This is a genomic window from Achromobacter mucicolens (assembly GCF_902859725.1).
GTDB lineage: Bacteria > Pseudomonadota > Gammaproteobacteria > Burkholderiales > Burkholderiaceae_B > Achromobacter > Achromobacter mucicolens.
Genome location: NZ_CADIJP010000012.1, coordinates 107660 through 122369, shown reverse-complemented (window position 1 = coordinate 122369; position 14710 = coordinate 107660). Strand labels below are relative to the sequence as shown.

12 protein-coding genes are annotated in these 14710 nt (G+C 65.9%); 5 read left to right on the top strand and 7 right to left on the bottom strand.

Annotated elements, in window-relative coordinates:
- Window positions 1-21: 21 nt before the first annotated feature.
- From HV786_RS16980 to HV786_RS16965, 4 genes are all read right to left on the bottom strand, one after another.
- Entirely contained in the window at window positions 22-1182 is a 1161-nt protein-coding gene (locus HV786_RS16980) for an ABC transporter substrate-binding protein (RefSeq protein WP_128827333.1), read from the bottom strand.
- A gap of 55 nt (window positions 1183-1237) precedes the next feature.
- Window positions 1238-2062 (bottom strand): alpha/beta fold hydrolase, encoded by an 825-nt coding sequence (locus HV786_RS16975; protein ID WP_128827334.1) that lies wholly within the window; start codon window positions 2060-2062, stop codon window positions 1238-1240.
- On the bottom strand, window positions 2059-3618 hold the full coding sequence (locus HV786_RS16970) for a benzoate-CoA ligase family protein (protein ID WP_128827335.1): 1560 nt from the start codon (window positions 3616-3618) through the stop codon (window positions 2059-2061). The genes HV786_RS16975 and HV786_RS16970 overlap by 4 nt, the downstream gene beginning before the upstream one ends.
- Window positions 3619-3701: 83 nt before the next feature.
- Complete coding sequence (locus HV786_RS16965; protein WP_128827336.1) at window positions 3702-4175, bottom strand: DUF4863 family protein; 474 nt, start codon at window positions 4173-4175, stop codon at window positions 3702-3704.
- Between the two features lie 176 nt (window positions 4176-4351).
- Between HV786_RS16965 and HV786_RS16960 the strand changes: the two genes are divergently transcribed.
- The 5 genes from HV786_RS16960 to HV786_RS16940 all read left to right on the top strand — a co-directional run bounded on the left by HV786_RS16960 (window position 4352) and on the right by HV786_RS16940 (window position 10430).
- Window positions 4352-5260 (top strand): helix-turn-helix transcriptional regulator, encoded by a 909-nt coding sequence (locus HV786_RS16960; RefSeq protein WP_062841711.1) that lies wholly within the window; start codon window positions 4352-4354, stop codon window positions 5258-5260.
- Window positions 5261-5459: 199 nt separating this feature from the next.
- Window positions 5460-7130, top strand: a complete 1671-nt coding sequence (gene boxC, locus HV786_RS16955; protein WP_128827338.1) for a 2,3-epoxybenzoyl-CoA dihydrolase — start codon at window positions 5460-5462, stop codon at window positions 7128-7130.
- Window positions 7131-7189: 59 nt separating this feature from the next.
- Window positions 7190-8617 carry a benzoyl-CoA 2,3-epoxidase subunit BoxB gene (boxB, locus tag HV786_RS16950; protein ID WP_128827339.1) on the top strand — a complete coding sequence of 476 codons (1428 nt, stop codon included), beginning with the start codon at window positions 7190-7192 and terminating at the stop codon, window positions 8615-8617.
- Window positions 8618-8658: 41 nt separating this feature from the next.
- Complete coding sequence (boxA, locus tag HV786_RS16945) at window positions 8659-9915, top strand: benzoyl-CoA 2,3-epoxidase subunit BoxA (protein WP_175211312.1); 1257 nt, start codon at window positions 8659-8661, stop codon at window positions 9913-9915.
- 71 nt (window positions 9916-9986) lie between these two features.
- Window positions 9987-10430: a MaoC family dehydratase gene (locus HV786_RS16940; RefSeq protein ID WP_056326762.1), complete on the top strand. Its 444-nt coding sequence runs from the start codon at window positions 9987-9989 to the stop codon at window positions 10428-10430.
- 9 nt (window positions 10431-10439) lie between these two features.
- Here the strand turns inward: HV786_RS16940 and HV786_RS16935 are convergent, their stop codons facing one another.
- The 3 genes from HV786_RS16935 to HV786_RS16925 all read right to left on the bottom strand — a co-directional run bounded on the left by HV786_RS16935 (window position 10440) and on the right by HV786_RS16925 (window position 14637).
- The gene (locus HV786_RS16935) at window positions 10440-11426 is read right to left on the bottom strand and encodes a TRAP transporter substrate-binding protein (RefSeq protein WP_128827341.1); all 987 of its coding nucleotides are present in this window, start codon (window positions 11424-11426) and stop codon (window positions 10440-10442) included.
- Window positions 11427-11629: 203 nt separating this feature from the next.
- Entirely contained in the window at window positions 11630-12823 is a 1194-nt protein-coding gene (locus HV786_RS16930; RefSeq protein WP_056326766.1) for an acyl-CoA dehydrogenase, read from the bottom strand.
- A 131-nt stretch (window positions 12824-12954) separates the two neighbouring features.
- Complete coding sequence (locus tag HV786_RS16925; RefSeq protein ID WP_128827342.1) at window positions 12955-14637, bottom strand: thiamine pyrophosphate-binding protein; 1683 nt, start codon at window positions 14635-14637, stop codon at window positions 12955-12957.
- Between the last annotated feature and the right edge of the window lie 73 nt (window positions 14638-14710).

Sequence of the window (14710 nt, the reverse complement as noted above, 5' to 3'; positions counted from 1 at the left end):
TGGCGGACGCGTGGCGGGGCGCTACAGCTTGCAGCCGCGGGCGGGGTCGGCCAGCTTCTGCACCGCGACCTCGACGACCTTGTTTTCCAGGCCGTCGACGCGGCGCAGGTAGATGTCCTGCACCGGGTTGCCGGCCTTGGACAGCGTGAACGAGCCGCGCGGGCTGTCCACGGTGGCCGTGCGCATGGCGCTGCGGAAGGCGTCCTTCTTCGTAAAGTCTCCCTTCACGGCGGTCAGCCCCGACTGCATGAGCTGCGCGGCGTCATAGCCTTGCACCGCGTAGACGTCCGGCTGCATCTTGTACGCCTTGGAATAATCGGCGCGGAACGCGTTGTCGCGCGGCGTGTTCAGCCCGTCGGCGTAATGCAACGTGGTCAAGAGCCCCTGCGCCGATGCGCCTTGCGCCTGCAGCGTGCCGTCCGTCAAAAAGCCCGAACCGTACAGTGGAATCGTCTTGTCCAGGCCTGCCGCGTGATAGTCCTGCACGAACTTCACGGCGCCGCCGCCTGCAAAGAAGGTGAACACCATGTCGGGCTTGAGCGCAGCAATCTCTGTCAGGAGCGACTGGAATTCCACATTGGGAAACGGCAGGCTCAGTTCGCGCACGACCTTGCCGCCGGCCTTCTCGAAACCTTCCTTGAAGCCGCCGATGGCCTCGTCGCCCGCCGCGTACTTCCAGGTAATGGTTACGGCGGTCTTGTGGCCCTTGGCGTAAGCCACCGGGCCCATGGCGTAGGCCGGCTGCCAGTTGGTGAACGAGGTGCGGAAGATGCCCGGGCCGCACAGCGGACCGGTGATCGCGTTGGCGCCCGCGTTGGTGACGATCAGCGTGGTGTCGGCGTCCTTGGCCGCCTTGGCCAGCGCCATCGCCACGCCCGAATGCACGGTGCCGATCAGCACGTCGACCTGATCGCGCTTGATGAGGCGGTTGGCGTTCTCGGCGGCCTTGGCGGGATTGGATTCGTCATCCACCTTGAAGTATTCGATCTCGCGTCCGCCGAGCTTGCCGCCTTGCTCGGCAACGTAAAGCTTGAAGCCGTTCTCGATGGCGTTGCCCAGCGCGGCAAACGTGCCGCTGTAGGGCAGCATGAAGCCGACCTTGAGCTTGTCGTCGGCATGCGCGCCGCTTGCGGCGATCGTCAGGGCGGCGGCCAGCGCGGCCCGGGTCAGGACGTGGTTCATGGTTTGTCTCCGTGCTTGTTATGGGCGGACGCGGGGCCTTGATGCGCGGCCTGTGTCAACCGGGTTTTTCCAGCGCGCCGACAAAGCGTGCGACGGCCTGGATAACGGTGGCGGGCTGATCCCGGTGCGGCGAATGGCCGCAATCCGGAATCTCCAGCAGTTCGGTTTGCGGCGCACGCCGGCGGATGCCTCGCACCTGCGCCAGCGTGCCGTATTCGTCGCCGGTGCCCTGAATGGCCAGCACGGGACAGGCAATGCGGCTCAGATCGTCCTCGATGTTCCAGCCGCGAAATTCGGGGTTCAGCCAGATGTCGTTCCAGCCCCAGAACGCGGAATCAACATCCTGGTGATGACGGCCCAGCCGCGCGCGCAGATCTGATTCCAGATAAGCCTTGCGCGCGGCCGCGATGCTGGTGACGGACACGTCTTCGACAAGGATGTGCGGGGCTGCCGCGATCACACCGGCAACCGCGTCCGGATACCGGGCGGCGTAAAGCAAGGCGATCGAGCCGCCGTCGCTGTGGCCGAACAGCACCGGCTTGTCGCGGCGCGCGTTCACGCCCAGGACCTCAAGCAAGGCCGGCAGGACGTCGTGCGCCTCGCGGTGCATGAAGTCCACGGGCCATGCATCATCCCGCGGGCGCGCGGTGGACCGGCCGTATCCATAGCGCGAATACACCAGCCCGCGGCAGCCGGCCGCCTCGCACACCAGCATGGGCCAGTCCTTCCACATCGATACCGATCCCAACCCTTCATGCAGGAAGACGATGAGCGGGGCGTCCGTGCGCTGCGGCGCGATCCAGCGGCATTCCAGCCGCAGGTCGCGCCCGCGTGCGTGGATGCCGGCAAAGACCGTATCCGATTCGGCGGCCGCCGTCATAGCGACGCCTCTTCCAGCGCGCGCAGGCGAAAGCGCTGGATCTTGCCGGTGGCGGTCTTGGGCAGTTCCTCCAGGAAATCGATCTGGCGCGGATACTTGAACGGCGCCAGGTGTTGCTTCACGTAATGCTGCAAGGCGGCGCCCGTCTGCGCGTCCGGTTCGAAGCCGTCGCGCAGCACCACATAGGCCTTGGTCTTGACCAGCCCGTCGTGGTCCGGCACCCCGATCACGGCCGCTTCCAGCACCGCCTCGTGCTGGATCAGGATGTTCTCGACTTCCACCGGCGACACATACTGGCCGCTGACCTTGATCATGTCGTCGCTGCGACCGGCATAGGTGTAGTAGCCGTCGGGATCACAAACGTATTTGTCGCCGCTCTTGAGCCAGTCGCCCAGAAAGCACTGGCGCGTCTTGTCGCGGTTGTTCCAGTACATCAGCGCGGCGCTGGGCCCCTTGATGTACAGGTCGCCGATGGCGCCGGGCGCGACGGGCGCGCCGTTGTCATCGCGCAGCTGCACTTCATAGCCCGGCACGGGCTTGCCCGTGGTGCCGTAGCGCAATTGCCCCGAGCGGTTGGAAATGAAGATGTGCAGCATCTCGGTCGAGCCGATGCCGTCCAGGATTTCACAGCCGAAATGGCGCGTGAAGCGCTCGCCGATATCGCGCGGCAAGGCTTCACCGGCGGATGTGCAGATGCGCATCGCCACCTGCTCGCGCGGCGGCAGGTCGGGCGAGGCCAGCATGCTGGCATACAGCGTCGGCACGCCATAGAACACGGTGGGGCGATGCCGCACCAGGCGCTGGAATACGGCCTGCGGGGTGGGGCGCTCGGCCATCAGCACGACCGTTGCGCCCACCGACAGCGGAAAGGTCAGGCCGTTGCCCAGGCCGTACGCGAAGAACAGCTTCGCGGCCGAAAACACCACGTCGCTTTCGCGGATGCCGAGCACGGGCTTGGCGTACAGTTCCGCCGTGTGCCAAAGGTTGCCGTGTGTGTGCACCACGCCCTTGGGCTTGCCCGTCGAACCCGACGAATACAGCCAGAACGCGATCTCGTCGGATAGCGTGCGGGCCGCGGGCGCCAGCGGGGCGGCGGCCAGCAGCGTGTCGAACGCGTGGGCGCCATCGGGCAAGGCCGCGACGGGCTGCGACACCACCAGATGTTCGACATCCGCCCGCGCATGAGCCAGCGCCGCCTGCAGCACCGGCAGCAGGGCGCCGGACACGAATACGGCGCGCACGCGGCTGTGCGCAATGATGTAGGCGTAATCGTCGGCGGTGAGCAGGGTATTGACAGCCACCGGCACCACGCCGGCGTGCAGCGCGCCCAGAAACGTCACCGGCCAGTCGGCCGTGTCCTGCATCAGCACCAGGATGCGTTCCTCGCGGCGCAGGCCCAGGTTGCGCAGCGCGCCGGCCATGCGGGCCACCCGCTCGGCCAGCTCGCCATACGTGAGCTGGCGCGTGTCGTCGATGTAGGCCGGCTTGGCGGCGCGCGGCGCGTTCAGCGCGGCAAGATGGCTGGCGAAATTCAGTTCGGCGGGGCAGGTATTCACGGTTGTCTCCTGGTGTCCTGGTGGGTGGACGCCGTGCCTGTGGTTGTTGTTGGCGGCACGGTTGCGGCGTCCGGGCCGGTCTTTTAGCCGGGGCGCGTGAATTCGATGGCCCCGCCGGGCAGCAGATACAGCACGAGGGCCCGGCCGCGCGTGACGGTGGGGCGGTGGGCCGAGCCCGGTCCGTAGACCAGCCAGCCCGCGCCGTGGCCGTCAAAGCGCGCGTCGCCGGTAAGCGGCATGATCATGTCGATCTCGCCGTTGGGATGGGCGTGGTGCGGGCCGGCCAGGTCATTCATGTCGACGACGTCCACCGAGCAGCCGCCCAGGTCGTCGGCGGGCTTGATGACCCGGCCGTACTTGATGCCGCCGCCTTCGCGGTTGCACATCCAGCCGTCGGCCACGCCCTGCCTACAGGTGGCAAAAATGTCCTGGAACAGGGCGCTCTCAGGGCCGGCCGCCTGGTTGAGCCGGGCCTGCAGCGCCGCGTCCAGCGGCTGACCGGCCGTCAGGCGCGTCACATCGCGCATCAGGGCGTGAAATTGGTCGGGCGTACTCACCAAGCGGCTCCTTTACACTGTCGGCGCTCAGGCAGTCCGCATTTGGACTGCTGTTTTTTTGCACCGGATCGGCTGTGGACTCGTTGGATGGAAAAATAGTGCTTCCGTTGATGTGGGTCAAGCACTATAGTGCATAAAAGAGCGGTAATCAGGGTTTTTGCGGAGTCAGTCGAACCATGAATCAAGCGCTAGACACGGCGCCCATCGAACCCCGGCGCGAGCCCTTCCTGATCGCCTTGGGCGAGCGCGTGCGCCGCCTGCGCGCCATCCGCGGTATGACGCGCAAGGGCTTGTCGCAGGCGACCGGCGTATCCGAACGCCATCTCGCCAACCTGGAGCACGGCGTCGGCAATGCGTCGATCCTTGTCCTGCTGCAGATTGCCCGGGCGTTTAACTGCGCGCTGGCCGAACTGGTCGGCGACGTCACCACGGAATCGCCAGACTGGCTGCTGATCCGGGAGTTGCTGAGCGGGCGCACCGAGTCCGATCTCCAGCGCGCGCGCGAGGCGCTGACGCAGCTATTTGGCGTGGGCGCCGGCGCGCAGCGGCCCAACCGCACGCAGCGCGTGGCGCTCATCGGCCTGCGCGGCGCGGGCAAGTCGACGCTTGGCCAGATGCTGGCCGACGACCTGGGCTATCCGTTCGTGGAACTGAACCGCGAGATCGAGCGGGTGGCCGGCTGCGGCATCCTGGAAATCCATAACCTCTATGGTCCAAACGCCTATCGCCGCTATGAACGGCGCGCGCTCGAAGAGGCGGTGCAGATCTATCCGGAAATGGTGCTGGCCACGCCGGGCGGGCTGGTGTCCGAACCGGCCACGCTTAACCTCTTGCTGACCCATTGCTATACGGTCTGGCTGCGCGCCACGCCCGAAGAGCACATGGAACGCGTCATGGCGCAGGGCGACTTCCGCCCCATGTCGGGCAACAACGAAGCCATGTCCGACTTGAAGCGCATCCTGGCCGGGCGCGAAGCGTTCTACGCCAAAGCGGACCTGACCTGGGTGACCAGCAATCTGGAAGTGGCCGAAAGCTTCGCCGGCCTGCGCACGCAGGTCCGCAAGGCCTGCGGCCTGCCGCTGTAGCGCCGCCGGCCTGCCGCCTTCGTTTCTGAGGCCGCCCCATTCGGGGCGGCCTTTTTGCTGCGCGCTCGGTACGCATGGAGACATGCACTTTCCTGCATATTCCGCTTGACGCTCCAAATCGCCTGCACTAACCTGCATAATAATTCATGTAGTGCAGTATTTTTCCTGTCAGCGAACAGGGCGTACGAGGAGACACACGATGAGCAGTCCCATCAACCGGGTCGATTTCCGGACAGATCCCGCCCAGTACCGGCACTGGCGCCTGACTTTCGACGGTGCAGTCGCAACCCTGGCCATGGATGTGGCCGAAGACGGCGGCCTGCGCCCCGGCTACAAGCTCAAGCTCAATTCGTACGACCTGGGCGTCGACATCGAACTGCACGATGCCCTGCAACGCATCCGCTTCGAACACCCCGAGGTGCGCAGCGTGGTCGTCACCAGCATGAAAGACCGCATCTTCTGTTCCGGTGCCAACATTTTCATGCTGGGGTTGTCCACCCACGCCTGGAAGGTCAACTTCTGCAAGTTCACCAATGAAACCCGTAACGGCATCGAGGACTCCAGCCGCCACGGCGGCCTGAAGTTCATCGCCGCGCTGAACGGCGCGTGCGCGGGCGGCGGCTATGAATTGGCCCTGGCCTGCGATGAGATCCTCTTGATCGACGACCGCTCGTCTTCCGTTGCGCTGCCCGAGGTGCCCTTGCTGGGCGTGCTGCCGGGCACGGGCGGGCTGACCCGCGTCACCGACAAGCGCCGCGTGCGCCATGACCACGCGGACATCTTCTGCACGCTGGTCGAGGGCGTGCGAGGGCAGCGCGCCAAGGATTGGCGGCTGGTGGACGACGTGGTCAAGCCCGCCCGCTTCGAGGAGGAAGTCCGGGCCCGCGCGCTTGCCTTGGCGCAGGACAGCGACCGTCCGGCAGGCGAGCAGGGCGTGGCGCTGACGCCGCTGCAACGCACCGAAACGGAAAACCGTCTGTCCTATCGCTACGTCGACGTGCAGCTCGACCGCGAAAAGCGTCAAGCCACCTGGACCGTGCGCGCGCCGCAAGGCGTAGTGGAAACCAACCTTGCGGACATCGTTGCCGCGGGGGCGGCCTGGTGGCCGCTGCAGATGGCGCGTGAGCTGGACGACGCCATCCTGACGATGCGCACCAATGAACTGGATATCGGCACCTGGATCCTCAAGACCGAGGGCGACGCGCAGCAAGTGCTGGCGGCGGACGCCGCGTTGGAACAGCACGCGGGCCACTGGTTCGTGCGCGAGACGGCCGGCATGCTGCGCCGCACGCTTGCGCGGCTGGATGTCACGTCCCGCAGCCTGTTCGCGCTGATCGAGCCGGGCTCCTGCTTTGCCGGCACGCTGCTGGAACTGGCGCTGGCGGCCGACCGCAGCTACATGCTGGACGTCGAGGGCGAGGAAGACATCGACGCCGCGCCGCCGCGTCTCGTGGTGGGCGAGCGCAACTTCGGCGCCTACCCGATGGTGAATGGCCAAAGCCGCCTGCAGCGCCGTTTCTACGGCGAGACCGGTCCGCTGGAAGCCGTGCGCGCCCAGGCCGGACGCAGCCTGCCGGCCGCCGACGCGCTGGAGCTGGGCCTCATTACCGATGCGCCCGACAGCATCGACTGGGACGACGAGGTGCGGATGGCGCTGGAAGAGCGCCGCGCGCTGTCGCCCGATGCGCTGACGGGCCTGGAGGCGAACCTGCGCTTTGGCGGGCAGGAAACCATGGAAACCCGCATCTTCGGCAGGCTGACTGCCTGGCAGAACTGGATCTTCAACCGCCCCAATGCGGCGGGCGACAAGGGCGCGCTCAAGCTGTACGGCAAGGGCGAGCAGGCGGCATTCGACTGGAACCGCGTCTGAGCGCCGCGCGGCTGGGAACAGCCGCCGGCCCCATTGCAAAAAAGAATCAGGAGAGAGACATGTCCGGCATCAACTACAGCGACAAGATTCCCAATAACGTCAACCTGTCCGGCGACCGCGCGTTGCAGCGCGCGCTGGAACACTGGCAGCCCAACTACCTGCAATGGTGGCAGGACATGGGCCCCGACGGTTCGCACGGCTTTGAAGTCTACCTGCGCACGGCGGTCAGCGTCGAGCCCGATGGCTGGGCCCACTTCAATCACGTGCGCATGCCCGACTACCGCTGGGGCATCTTCCTGGCGCCGCAGGACGGCCAGCGCAAGATCCATTTTGGCGAGAACATCGGCCGCGACGTGTGGCAGGACGTGCCCGGCGAGCACCGCGCCAACCTGCGCCGCATCATCGTCACGCAGGGCGACACGGAACCGGCGTCGATCGAGCAGCAGCGGCACCTGGGCCTGACCGCGCCGTCGCAGTACGACCTGCGCAACCTGTTCCAGATCAACGTCGAAGAAGGGCGGCACCTGTGGGCAATGGTGTACCTGCTGCACCGCTATTTCGGCCGTGACGGGCGCGAGGAAGCCGATGCGCTGCTGCAACGCAGCTCGGGCGATTCGGACAATCCGCGCATCCTGGGCGCCTTCAATGAAAAGACGCCGGACTGGCTGGCGTTCTACATGTTCACCTACTTCACCGATCGCGACGGCAAGTTCCAGCTGTGCGCGCTGGCCGAATCCAGCTTCGACCCGCTGGCGCGCACCACCAAGTTCATGCTGACCGAGGAAGCGCACCACATGTTCGTGGGCGAGTCCGGCATATCGCGCGTCATCCAGCGCACCTGCGAAGTGATGAAGGAACTGAAGACCGACGACCCGCAAGCCGTGCGCGCGGCGGGCGTGATCGACCTGCCCACCATCCAGCGCTACCTGAACTTCCACTACAGCGTCACCATCGACCTGTTTGGCGCGGATCAGTCGTCCAACGCCGCCATCTTCTACGGTTCGGGCCTGAAGGGACGGTACGAAGAGAGCAAGCGCACCGACGACCATCAACTGAAGAACGACACCTACCGGGTGCTCAACGTCAGCAACGGCAAGCTGTCCGAGACCGAAGTGCCGATGCTCAATGCGCTGAACGAAGTGCTGCGCGACGACTTCATCCGAGATTCGGTGGCCGGCATCGGCCGCTGGAACAAGGTGATCGAAAAGAGCGGCCTGGCGTTCCGCCTGCAGGTGCCGCACAAGGCGTTCAATCGCCAGATCGGCACCCTGGCCGGCATCCGCATGTCGCCCGAAGGCGAGATCCTGTCCGAATCGCAGTGGCAGGCCAACCAGCACAAGTGGCTGCCCACGCCGGAAGACCGCGCGTTCGTCGCCTCGCTGATGGGCCGCGTCACCGAGCCGGGCAAGTTCGCCAACTGGATCGCGCCGCCCGTCATGGGCATCAACCGCCAGCCGGTCAACTTCGAGTACGTGCGTTTCAACTAAAGGCCGCGCGGGCCGCGTGCCCGCGCGTAGGGAGGACGGCGATGAACGCCCCATTACCGGTGGAAGTTCTGAAGCAGCATCTGATCGATCCCGAGATCTGCATCCGCTGCAACACCTGCGAAGAGACCTGTCCGGTCGATGCGATCACCCACGATTCGAACAACTACGTGGTGGATCCCGAAATCTGCAACGGCTGCATGGCTTGCGTGCCGCCGTGTCCGACGGGTTCGATCGATAACTGGCGGCTGGTCGTGCGGGCGGAGGCCTATTCCGTGCAGGACCAATTGGGCTGGGAAGAGCTGCCGCAGGAAAAGCCGCTGCCGGTAGATGCAGCCGCGGGCGGCGAGGGCGGTCAGCCCATGCCGGCGCCGCAGGCCGAATCGGGCCTCGCGCAGCCGGCGGCCCTGACTGCCGCCACACCCGGCGCCGCGGTGCCGCCGTGGTCGGCCGCGCACCCTTACGTGAATCTCTACACGCACAAGACGCCGATCACCGCGACCGTGGTGGGCAACTATCGCGTCACGGGCGCCGACACGGAAAGCGACATTCATCACATCGTGCTGGACTTCGGCGAGCAGCCTTTTCCGGTGCTGGAGGGCCAGTCCATCGGCATCCTGCCGCCGGGCGTGGATGCGCAGGGCCGGCCGCATCACGCGCGCCAGTATTCGCTGGCCAGTCCGCGCGATGGTGAGAGGGCGGGGTACAACAACCTGTCGCTGACGGTCAAACGCGTCACCCAGGACCACGGCGGCGCGGCCGCGCATGGCGTGTGTTCCAACTATCTGTGCGACCTGGCCAAGAACGACACCGTGCAGGTGATCGGCCCGTTCGGCCACACCTTCCTGATGCCGAACCACCCGCAGGCCAATCTCATCATGATCTGCACGGGCACGGGTTCTGCGCCGATGCGCGCGATGACCGAGCGCAGCCGCCGCCTGATCGGCACGGCGGACATCGGCAAGCTCATGCTTTTCTTCGGCGCGCGCACCGAACGTGAGCTGCCGTACTTTGGCCCGTTGATGAAGCTGCCGCGCGATTTCATCGACATCAACCTGGCGCTGTCGCGCGAACCCGGCCAGCCCAAGCGCTACGTGCAGGACCTGATCCGCGAACGGGCCGCGCACGTGCGCGGGCTGCTGGCCGACCGCAATACCTGCATCTATGTCTGCGGCTTGAAGGGCATGGAAGTCGGCGTGCTGGACGCCCTGCGCGATGTGGTGGTGCAGTCGGGCGAGGATTGGTCTATCCTGCATGATGCGCTGCGCCGTGAAGGCCGGCTGCACTTCGAGACGTACTGATTCCAACAACAGTTGCGTGACGAACGGCGCGCCTGGGCGCGCCGTTTTCGTTGGCAGGGGGAAAACACAACATGAAGTTCGCCGAATTCAAGGACGGCATGGTGATCAAGGCGGGGCCGGTCACCGTGACGGAAGCGGAGATCCTGGAGTTCGCCCGCAAGTACGATCCCCAGTGGTTCCATACCGATCCGCAGCGCGCCGCGGAAGGCCGCTGGGGCGGGCTGATCGCCAGCGGCTGGCACACCTGCGCGATGGCCATGCGCATGGCGGTCGACGCCGCCCTGCATGATTCCGAATCCTTCGGTTCGCCCGGGCTGGGCGAAGTCCGCTGGCGCACGCCGGTGCGCCCCGGCGACACCCTGCGCCTGCACGCGCGCGTGCAGGGCGCGCGGCACTCGTCCTCGCGCCCGGACCTGGGCATCATCAACTGGGCATGGACGGTCGTGAACCAGCACGACGAAAGCGTGCTGGAAATGGACGCGACCAGCCTGTTCGACCTGTCCGGCAACAACTAGGCGCGGCGTCTACCGCTTGCTCGCCTGCTTGAGAATGGCGGCCGCCTCCGGGCCGGCCGCCGCCTTCCACGCATTGATCGATTCGGCGGAAGCGTCCTTCAACGCCTTCTTCACCGCCGGGGGCACGGCGGTGTTGATCGCGACGCCGTTCTTGCGCATGTTCGCGTAGTTCTGCTGCAGGCGGCCCTCGATGCGTTTCCACTGCTCGGCCTCGGTCTGCGCGGCCGCCTGGTCGATGGCCTTGCGCGAGCGCGCATCCAGCGCCTCGTAGGCCTTCAAGTTCATCGTCGCCACCGAGACCGGCATGGCGTAGTTGATCTCGGCAAAATTCGGCAGATGTTCCCACAGCTTGCGGCCCGCGCCGCCATCGCCGGAAGACAGTACCGCGTTCACCTCGCCCGATGCGATGCGCGGCATCGCGTCCGCGAACGAAATATTCTGCGCCTTTGCGCCGGCCCGCTGCATGACGTCCTGCGAGGTCGCATCGTAGGTGCGGATGGACAGGCGCTTGAGCGCCGCCACGCTGTCCAGCTTCTGCTTGGACCAGATGCCCGACGCGGGCCACGGCGTGGTGTAGAGCAGCTTCTGGCCATGCGCGGCCAGCAGCTTCTCGTAGGCCGGGCGCGCCGCCTTGTTCAGATTGCGCGCCTTGGACAACGAGTCGGCCAGGAAGGGCAGGGACGAGACGCCAAAGATCGGATACTTCGTGGCAAGCGCGCCGGCAAAGGCGTCGCCCGCATCCACCTTGCGCGTTTGCACGGCCTCGATCATGTCGCCCGACTTGATGCCCTTGGCGGCGTCGAAGCTCGCGTCGATGACGACGTTGCCGGCCGACTTGGCCCGCACCAGTTCGGCAAATGTGGACACACCTTGACCCGGCATGGAGGTGGCCGGGTATTCGGTGGTCATGGTGAGCGTCGTGGCGGCCTGAGCGCCTTGGGCGATGAACGCCATGGCGACGACTGCCGCCAGGCGCAGGGGGGGGATGCCGTGCATGCGCGACTCCTCGTGTAGGGACCCGTGAAGCGTAAGAGGTATACAGGCGTACGCCTAGTCGGGCTTTCGGCAATGCGCAGGCGGGGAGGGATCGGGCGTATGGCGTATTCCCATTCGGTCGGTGTCTGACACCCGGCTCTGCAGCAACGCGTCAAAAAAATGGCCGCCCGTGGGCGGCCTCCTTCGCTACACCAGGCAGGCGATCAATAGAACGCCTGGATGCCGGTCTGGGCACGGCCCAGGATCAGGGCGTGCACGTCGTGGGTGCCTTCGTAGGTGTTGACCACTTCCAGGTTCACCAGGTGGCGGGCCACGCCAAATTCGTCGGAGATGCCGTTGCCGCCCAGCATGTCGCGGGCCAGGCGGGCGATGTCCAGCGCCTTGCCGCACGAGTTGCGCTTCATGATCGAGGTGATTTCGACGGCGGCGGTGCCTTCGTCCTTCATGCGGCCCAGGCGCAGGCAGCCTTGCAGCGCCAGCGTGATTTCGGTCTGCATGTCGGCCAGCTTCTTCTGGATCAGCTGGTTGGCGGCGAGCGGGCGGCCGAACTGCTTGCGGTCCAGGGTGTACTGGCGGGCGGTGTGCCAGCAGGCTTCGGCGGCGCCGACAGCGCCCCAGGCGATGCCGTAACGGGCGGAGTTCAGGCAGGTGAACGGACCCTTCAGGCCGGACACGCCGGGCATCATCTGGTCGGCGGACACTTCCACCTCGTCCATGACGATTTCACCGGTGATCGACGCGCGCAGGCCGACCTTGCCGTGGATGGCGGGGGCGGACAGGCCCTTCATGCCCTTTTCCAGGATGAAGCCGCGGATCTTGCCGTCGAAGTCGCCGCCGACGCACTTGGCCCACACCACGAACACGTCCGCGATCGGCGAGTTGGTGATCCACATCTTGTTGCCGCTCAGCTTGTAGCCGTCGGCGGTCTTGACCGCGCGGGTTTCCATGCCGTTGGGGTCGGAGCCGTGATTGGGTTCGGTCAGGCCGAAGCAGCCGATCCATTCGCCGCGCGCCAGCTTGGGCAGGTACTTCTTCTTTTGTTCTTCGCTGCCGAATTCGTTGATCGGCACCATGACCAGCGAGGACTGCACGCTCATCATCGAGCGGTAGCCGGAGTCGACGCGTTCGACTTCACGGGCGATCAGGCCGTAGCTCACGTAGTTCAGGCCAGCGCCGCCGTATTCGACAGGGATGGTGGCGCCCAGCAGGCCGAGCTCGCCCATTTCGGAGAAGATTTCCGGATCGGTCTTCTCGTTGCGGAAGGCGTTGAGCACGCGCGGCGCCAGCTTGTCCTGCGAGTAGGCGTAGGCGGCGTCGCGCACCATACGCTCTTCTTCGGTCAGCTGCTGATCCAGCAACAGGGGGTCTTGCCAGTGGAATGAGGGGTTCGAGGACATGCTGGGTCTCCGCTATGGATTTCCGTGATCGGAATCTAGAAAGTTTAAACTTAAAATAATTCGGGCGGCAAGTTGGGGTTTGCACGGCGGTGCGCCTGGGCGCGCCGCCGGTCTTGACGCCCGTGCAGGGTTCAGTGCTGGGCCTTCAGCGCCGCCTCACGGATCTTTTCGAGGGTCGTGGACGGGCTGATGGTTTCCGGATCGATGAAGCAGTGCAGGATCGCCGGCTTGCCGCTGGCCAATGCACGTTCAAACGCCGGACCGAACTGTTCGGTGGTCTCCACGCGTTCGCCGTGGCCGCCAAAGGCGCGCGCGTAGTCGGCGAAATCGGGGTTCTTCAACTGGGTCGCGGAAATGCGGCCCGGATAGTGCTTTTCCTGGTGCATGCGGATCGTGCCGTACATGCCGTTGTCCACCAGCACCACGATGATGGGCAGGTCGTATTGCACGGCCGTCGCAAATTCCTGGCCGTGCATCAGGAAGCAGCCGTCGCCCGCGAAGCAGACGACGGTCTTGTCCGGCCACACGCGCTTGGCGCCCACCGCTGCCGGCAGGCCGTAGCCCATTGAGCCGGAAGTCGGCGCAAGCTGCGTGCCAAAGCGGGTGAAGCGGTGAAAGCGGTGCAGCCAGGTGGCGTAGTTGCCCGCGCCGTTGGTCATGATCGCGTCGGCGGGCAGGGTCTTTTCCAGATACGCCATGACCTGGCCCAGTTGCAGCGCGCCCGGCGTGGTGATGGCTTCGGGGTCGCTCCATTTCAGGTACGACTCGCGCATCGCCTTCGTGCCGTCGGCCCACACGGGGGCGGCAGGCGCCTTCAGGCCGGCCAGCGTCGCGGCGAAGGCGGACGGCGAGGTGTTGATGGCGAGGGTGGGACGGTACACCCGGCCCAGTTCGGCGGCGTCGGGATGCACGTGCACCAGCTTTTGCTTGGGCACGGGAATGTCCAGCAGCGTGTAGGCCTGGCTGGGGTTTTCCGACATGCGGCCGCCCACCAGCAGGATCAGGTCGGCATCGGCCACGCGCTTGAGCAGCGCCGGATTGATGCCCAGGCCCACGTCGCCGATGAAGCACGGATGGTCCGCGGGAAACAGCATCTGGCGGCGGAACGACACGGCGGTCGGCAGCGAATGCAACTGCGCGAAATCGGCGAACTGCTGCACGGCGCGGGCGTCCCAACGCGTGCCGCCCAGGATGGCGACAGGGTTCTTCGCGTCAGCCAGCAGCTTTTCCAGATCGGACAGCTGGCCAGCCGTGGGGGCCGCATCGATGACTTCGTAGCGCGGGGCGTCGGCCACTTTGGCGGCCTCGACCAGCATGTCTTCCGGCAGCGCGATCACCACCGGACCGGGACGGCCCGAGGTCGCGATGTGAAACGCGCGCGAGATCAGTTCGGGAATGCGTTCGACCTGATCGATCTCGGTCACCCACTTGGCCTGCGTGCCGAACACGGCGCGGTAGTCCATTTCCTGGAAGGCCTCGCGCTCGCGCATGCCGCGCTCGATCTGGCCGACAAACAGGATCATCGGCGTGGAGTCCTGCTTGGAGATGTGCACGCCGGCCAGCGCGTTGGCGGCGCCGGGGCCGCGCGTCACCATGCAGATGCCGGGTTCGCCCGTCAGCTTGCCGTGCGCGTCGGCCATCATGGCCGCGCCGCCTTCCTGGCGGCACACCGTGACCTTGATGTCGGCATCGTGCAGGCCGTCCAGCACCGCCAGATAGCTTTCGCCGGGGACACAAAATACATGTTTGACGCCCTGGGCGACCAGTTGGTCGACCAGAATGTGACCGCCAAGGCGGGAATCTTGCTGAGGCATGGTGGTGTCGTGGTTAGCCTAGGGTAGAACTGCCGAGCATATGTTCCCTGAGCGCACAACGCAATTGATAAAA

Bases quoted from the DNA above. Each gene is read 5' to 3' on its own strand.
- HV786_RS16980 (WP_128827333.1), bottom strand. From the start codon at position 1,182: ATGAACCACGTCCTGACCCGGGCCGCGCTGGCCGCCGCCCTGACGATC.
- HV786_RS16975 (WP_128827334.1), bottom strand. From the start codon at position 2,062: ATGACGGCGGCCGCCGAATCGGATACGGTCTTTGCCGGCATCCACGCA.
- HV786_RS16960 (WP_062841711.1), top strand. From the start codon at position 4,352: ATGAATCAAGCGCTAGACACGGCGCCCATCGAACCCCGGCGCGAGCCC.
- boxC (WP_128827338.1), top strand. From the start codon at position 5,460: ATGAGCAGTCCCATCAACCGGGTCGATTTCCGGACAGATCCCGCCCAG.
- boxB (WP_128827339.1), top strand. From the start codon at position 7,190: ATGTCCGGCATCAACTACAGCGACAAGATTCCCAATAACGTCAACCTG.
- boxA (WP_175211312.1), top strand. From the start codon at position 8,659: ATGAACGCCCCATTACCGGTGGAAGTTCTGAAGCAGCATCTGATCGAT.
- HV786_RS16940 (WP_056326762.1), top strand. From the start codon at position 9,987: ATGAAGTTCGCCGAATTCAAGGACGGCATGGTGATCAAGGCGGGGCCG.
- HV786_RS16935 (WP_128827341.1), bottom strand. From the start codon at position 11,426: ATGCACGGCATCCCCCCCCTGCGCCTGGCGGCAGTCGTCGCCATGGCG.
- HV786_RS16930 (WP_056326766.1), bottom strand. From the start codon at position 12,823: ATGTCCTCGAACCCCTCATTCCACTGGCAAGACCCCCTGTTGCTGGAT.
- HV786_RS16925 (WP_128827342.1), bottom strand. From the start codon at position 14,637: ATGCCTCAGCAAGATTCCCGCCTTGGCGGTCACATTCTGGTCGACCAA.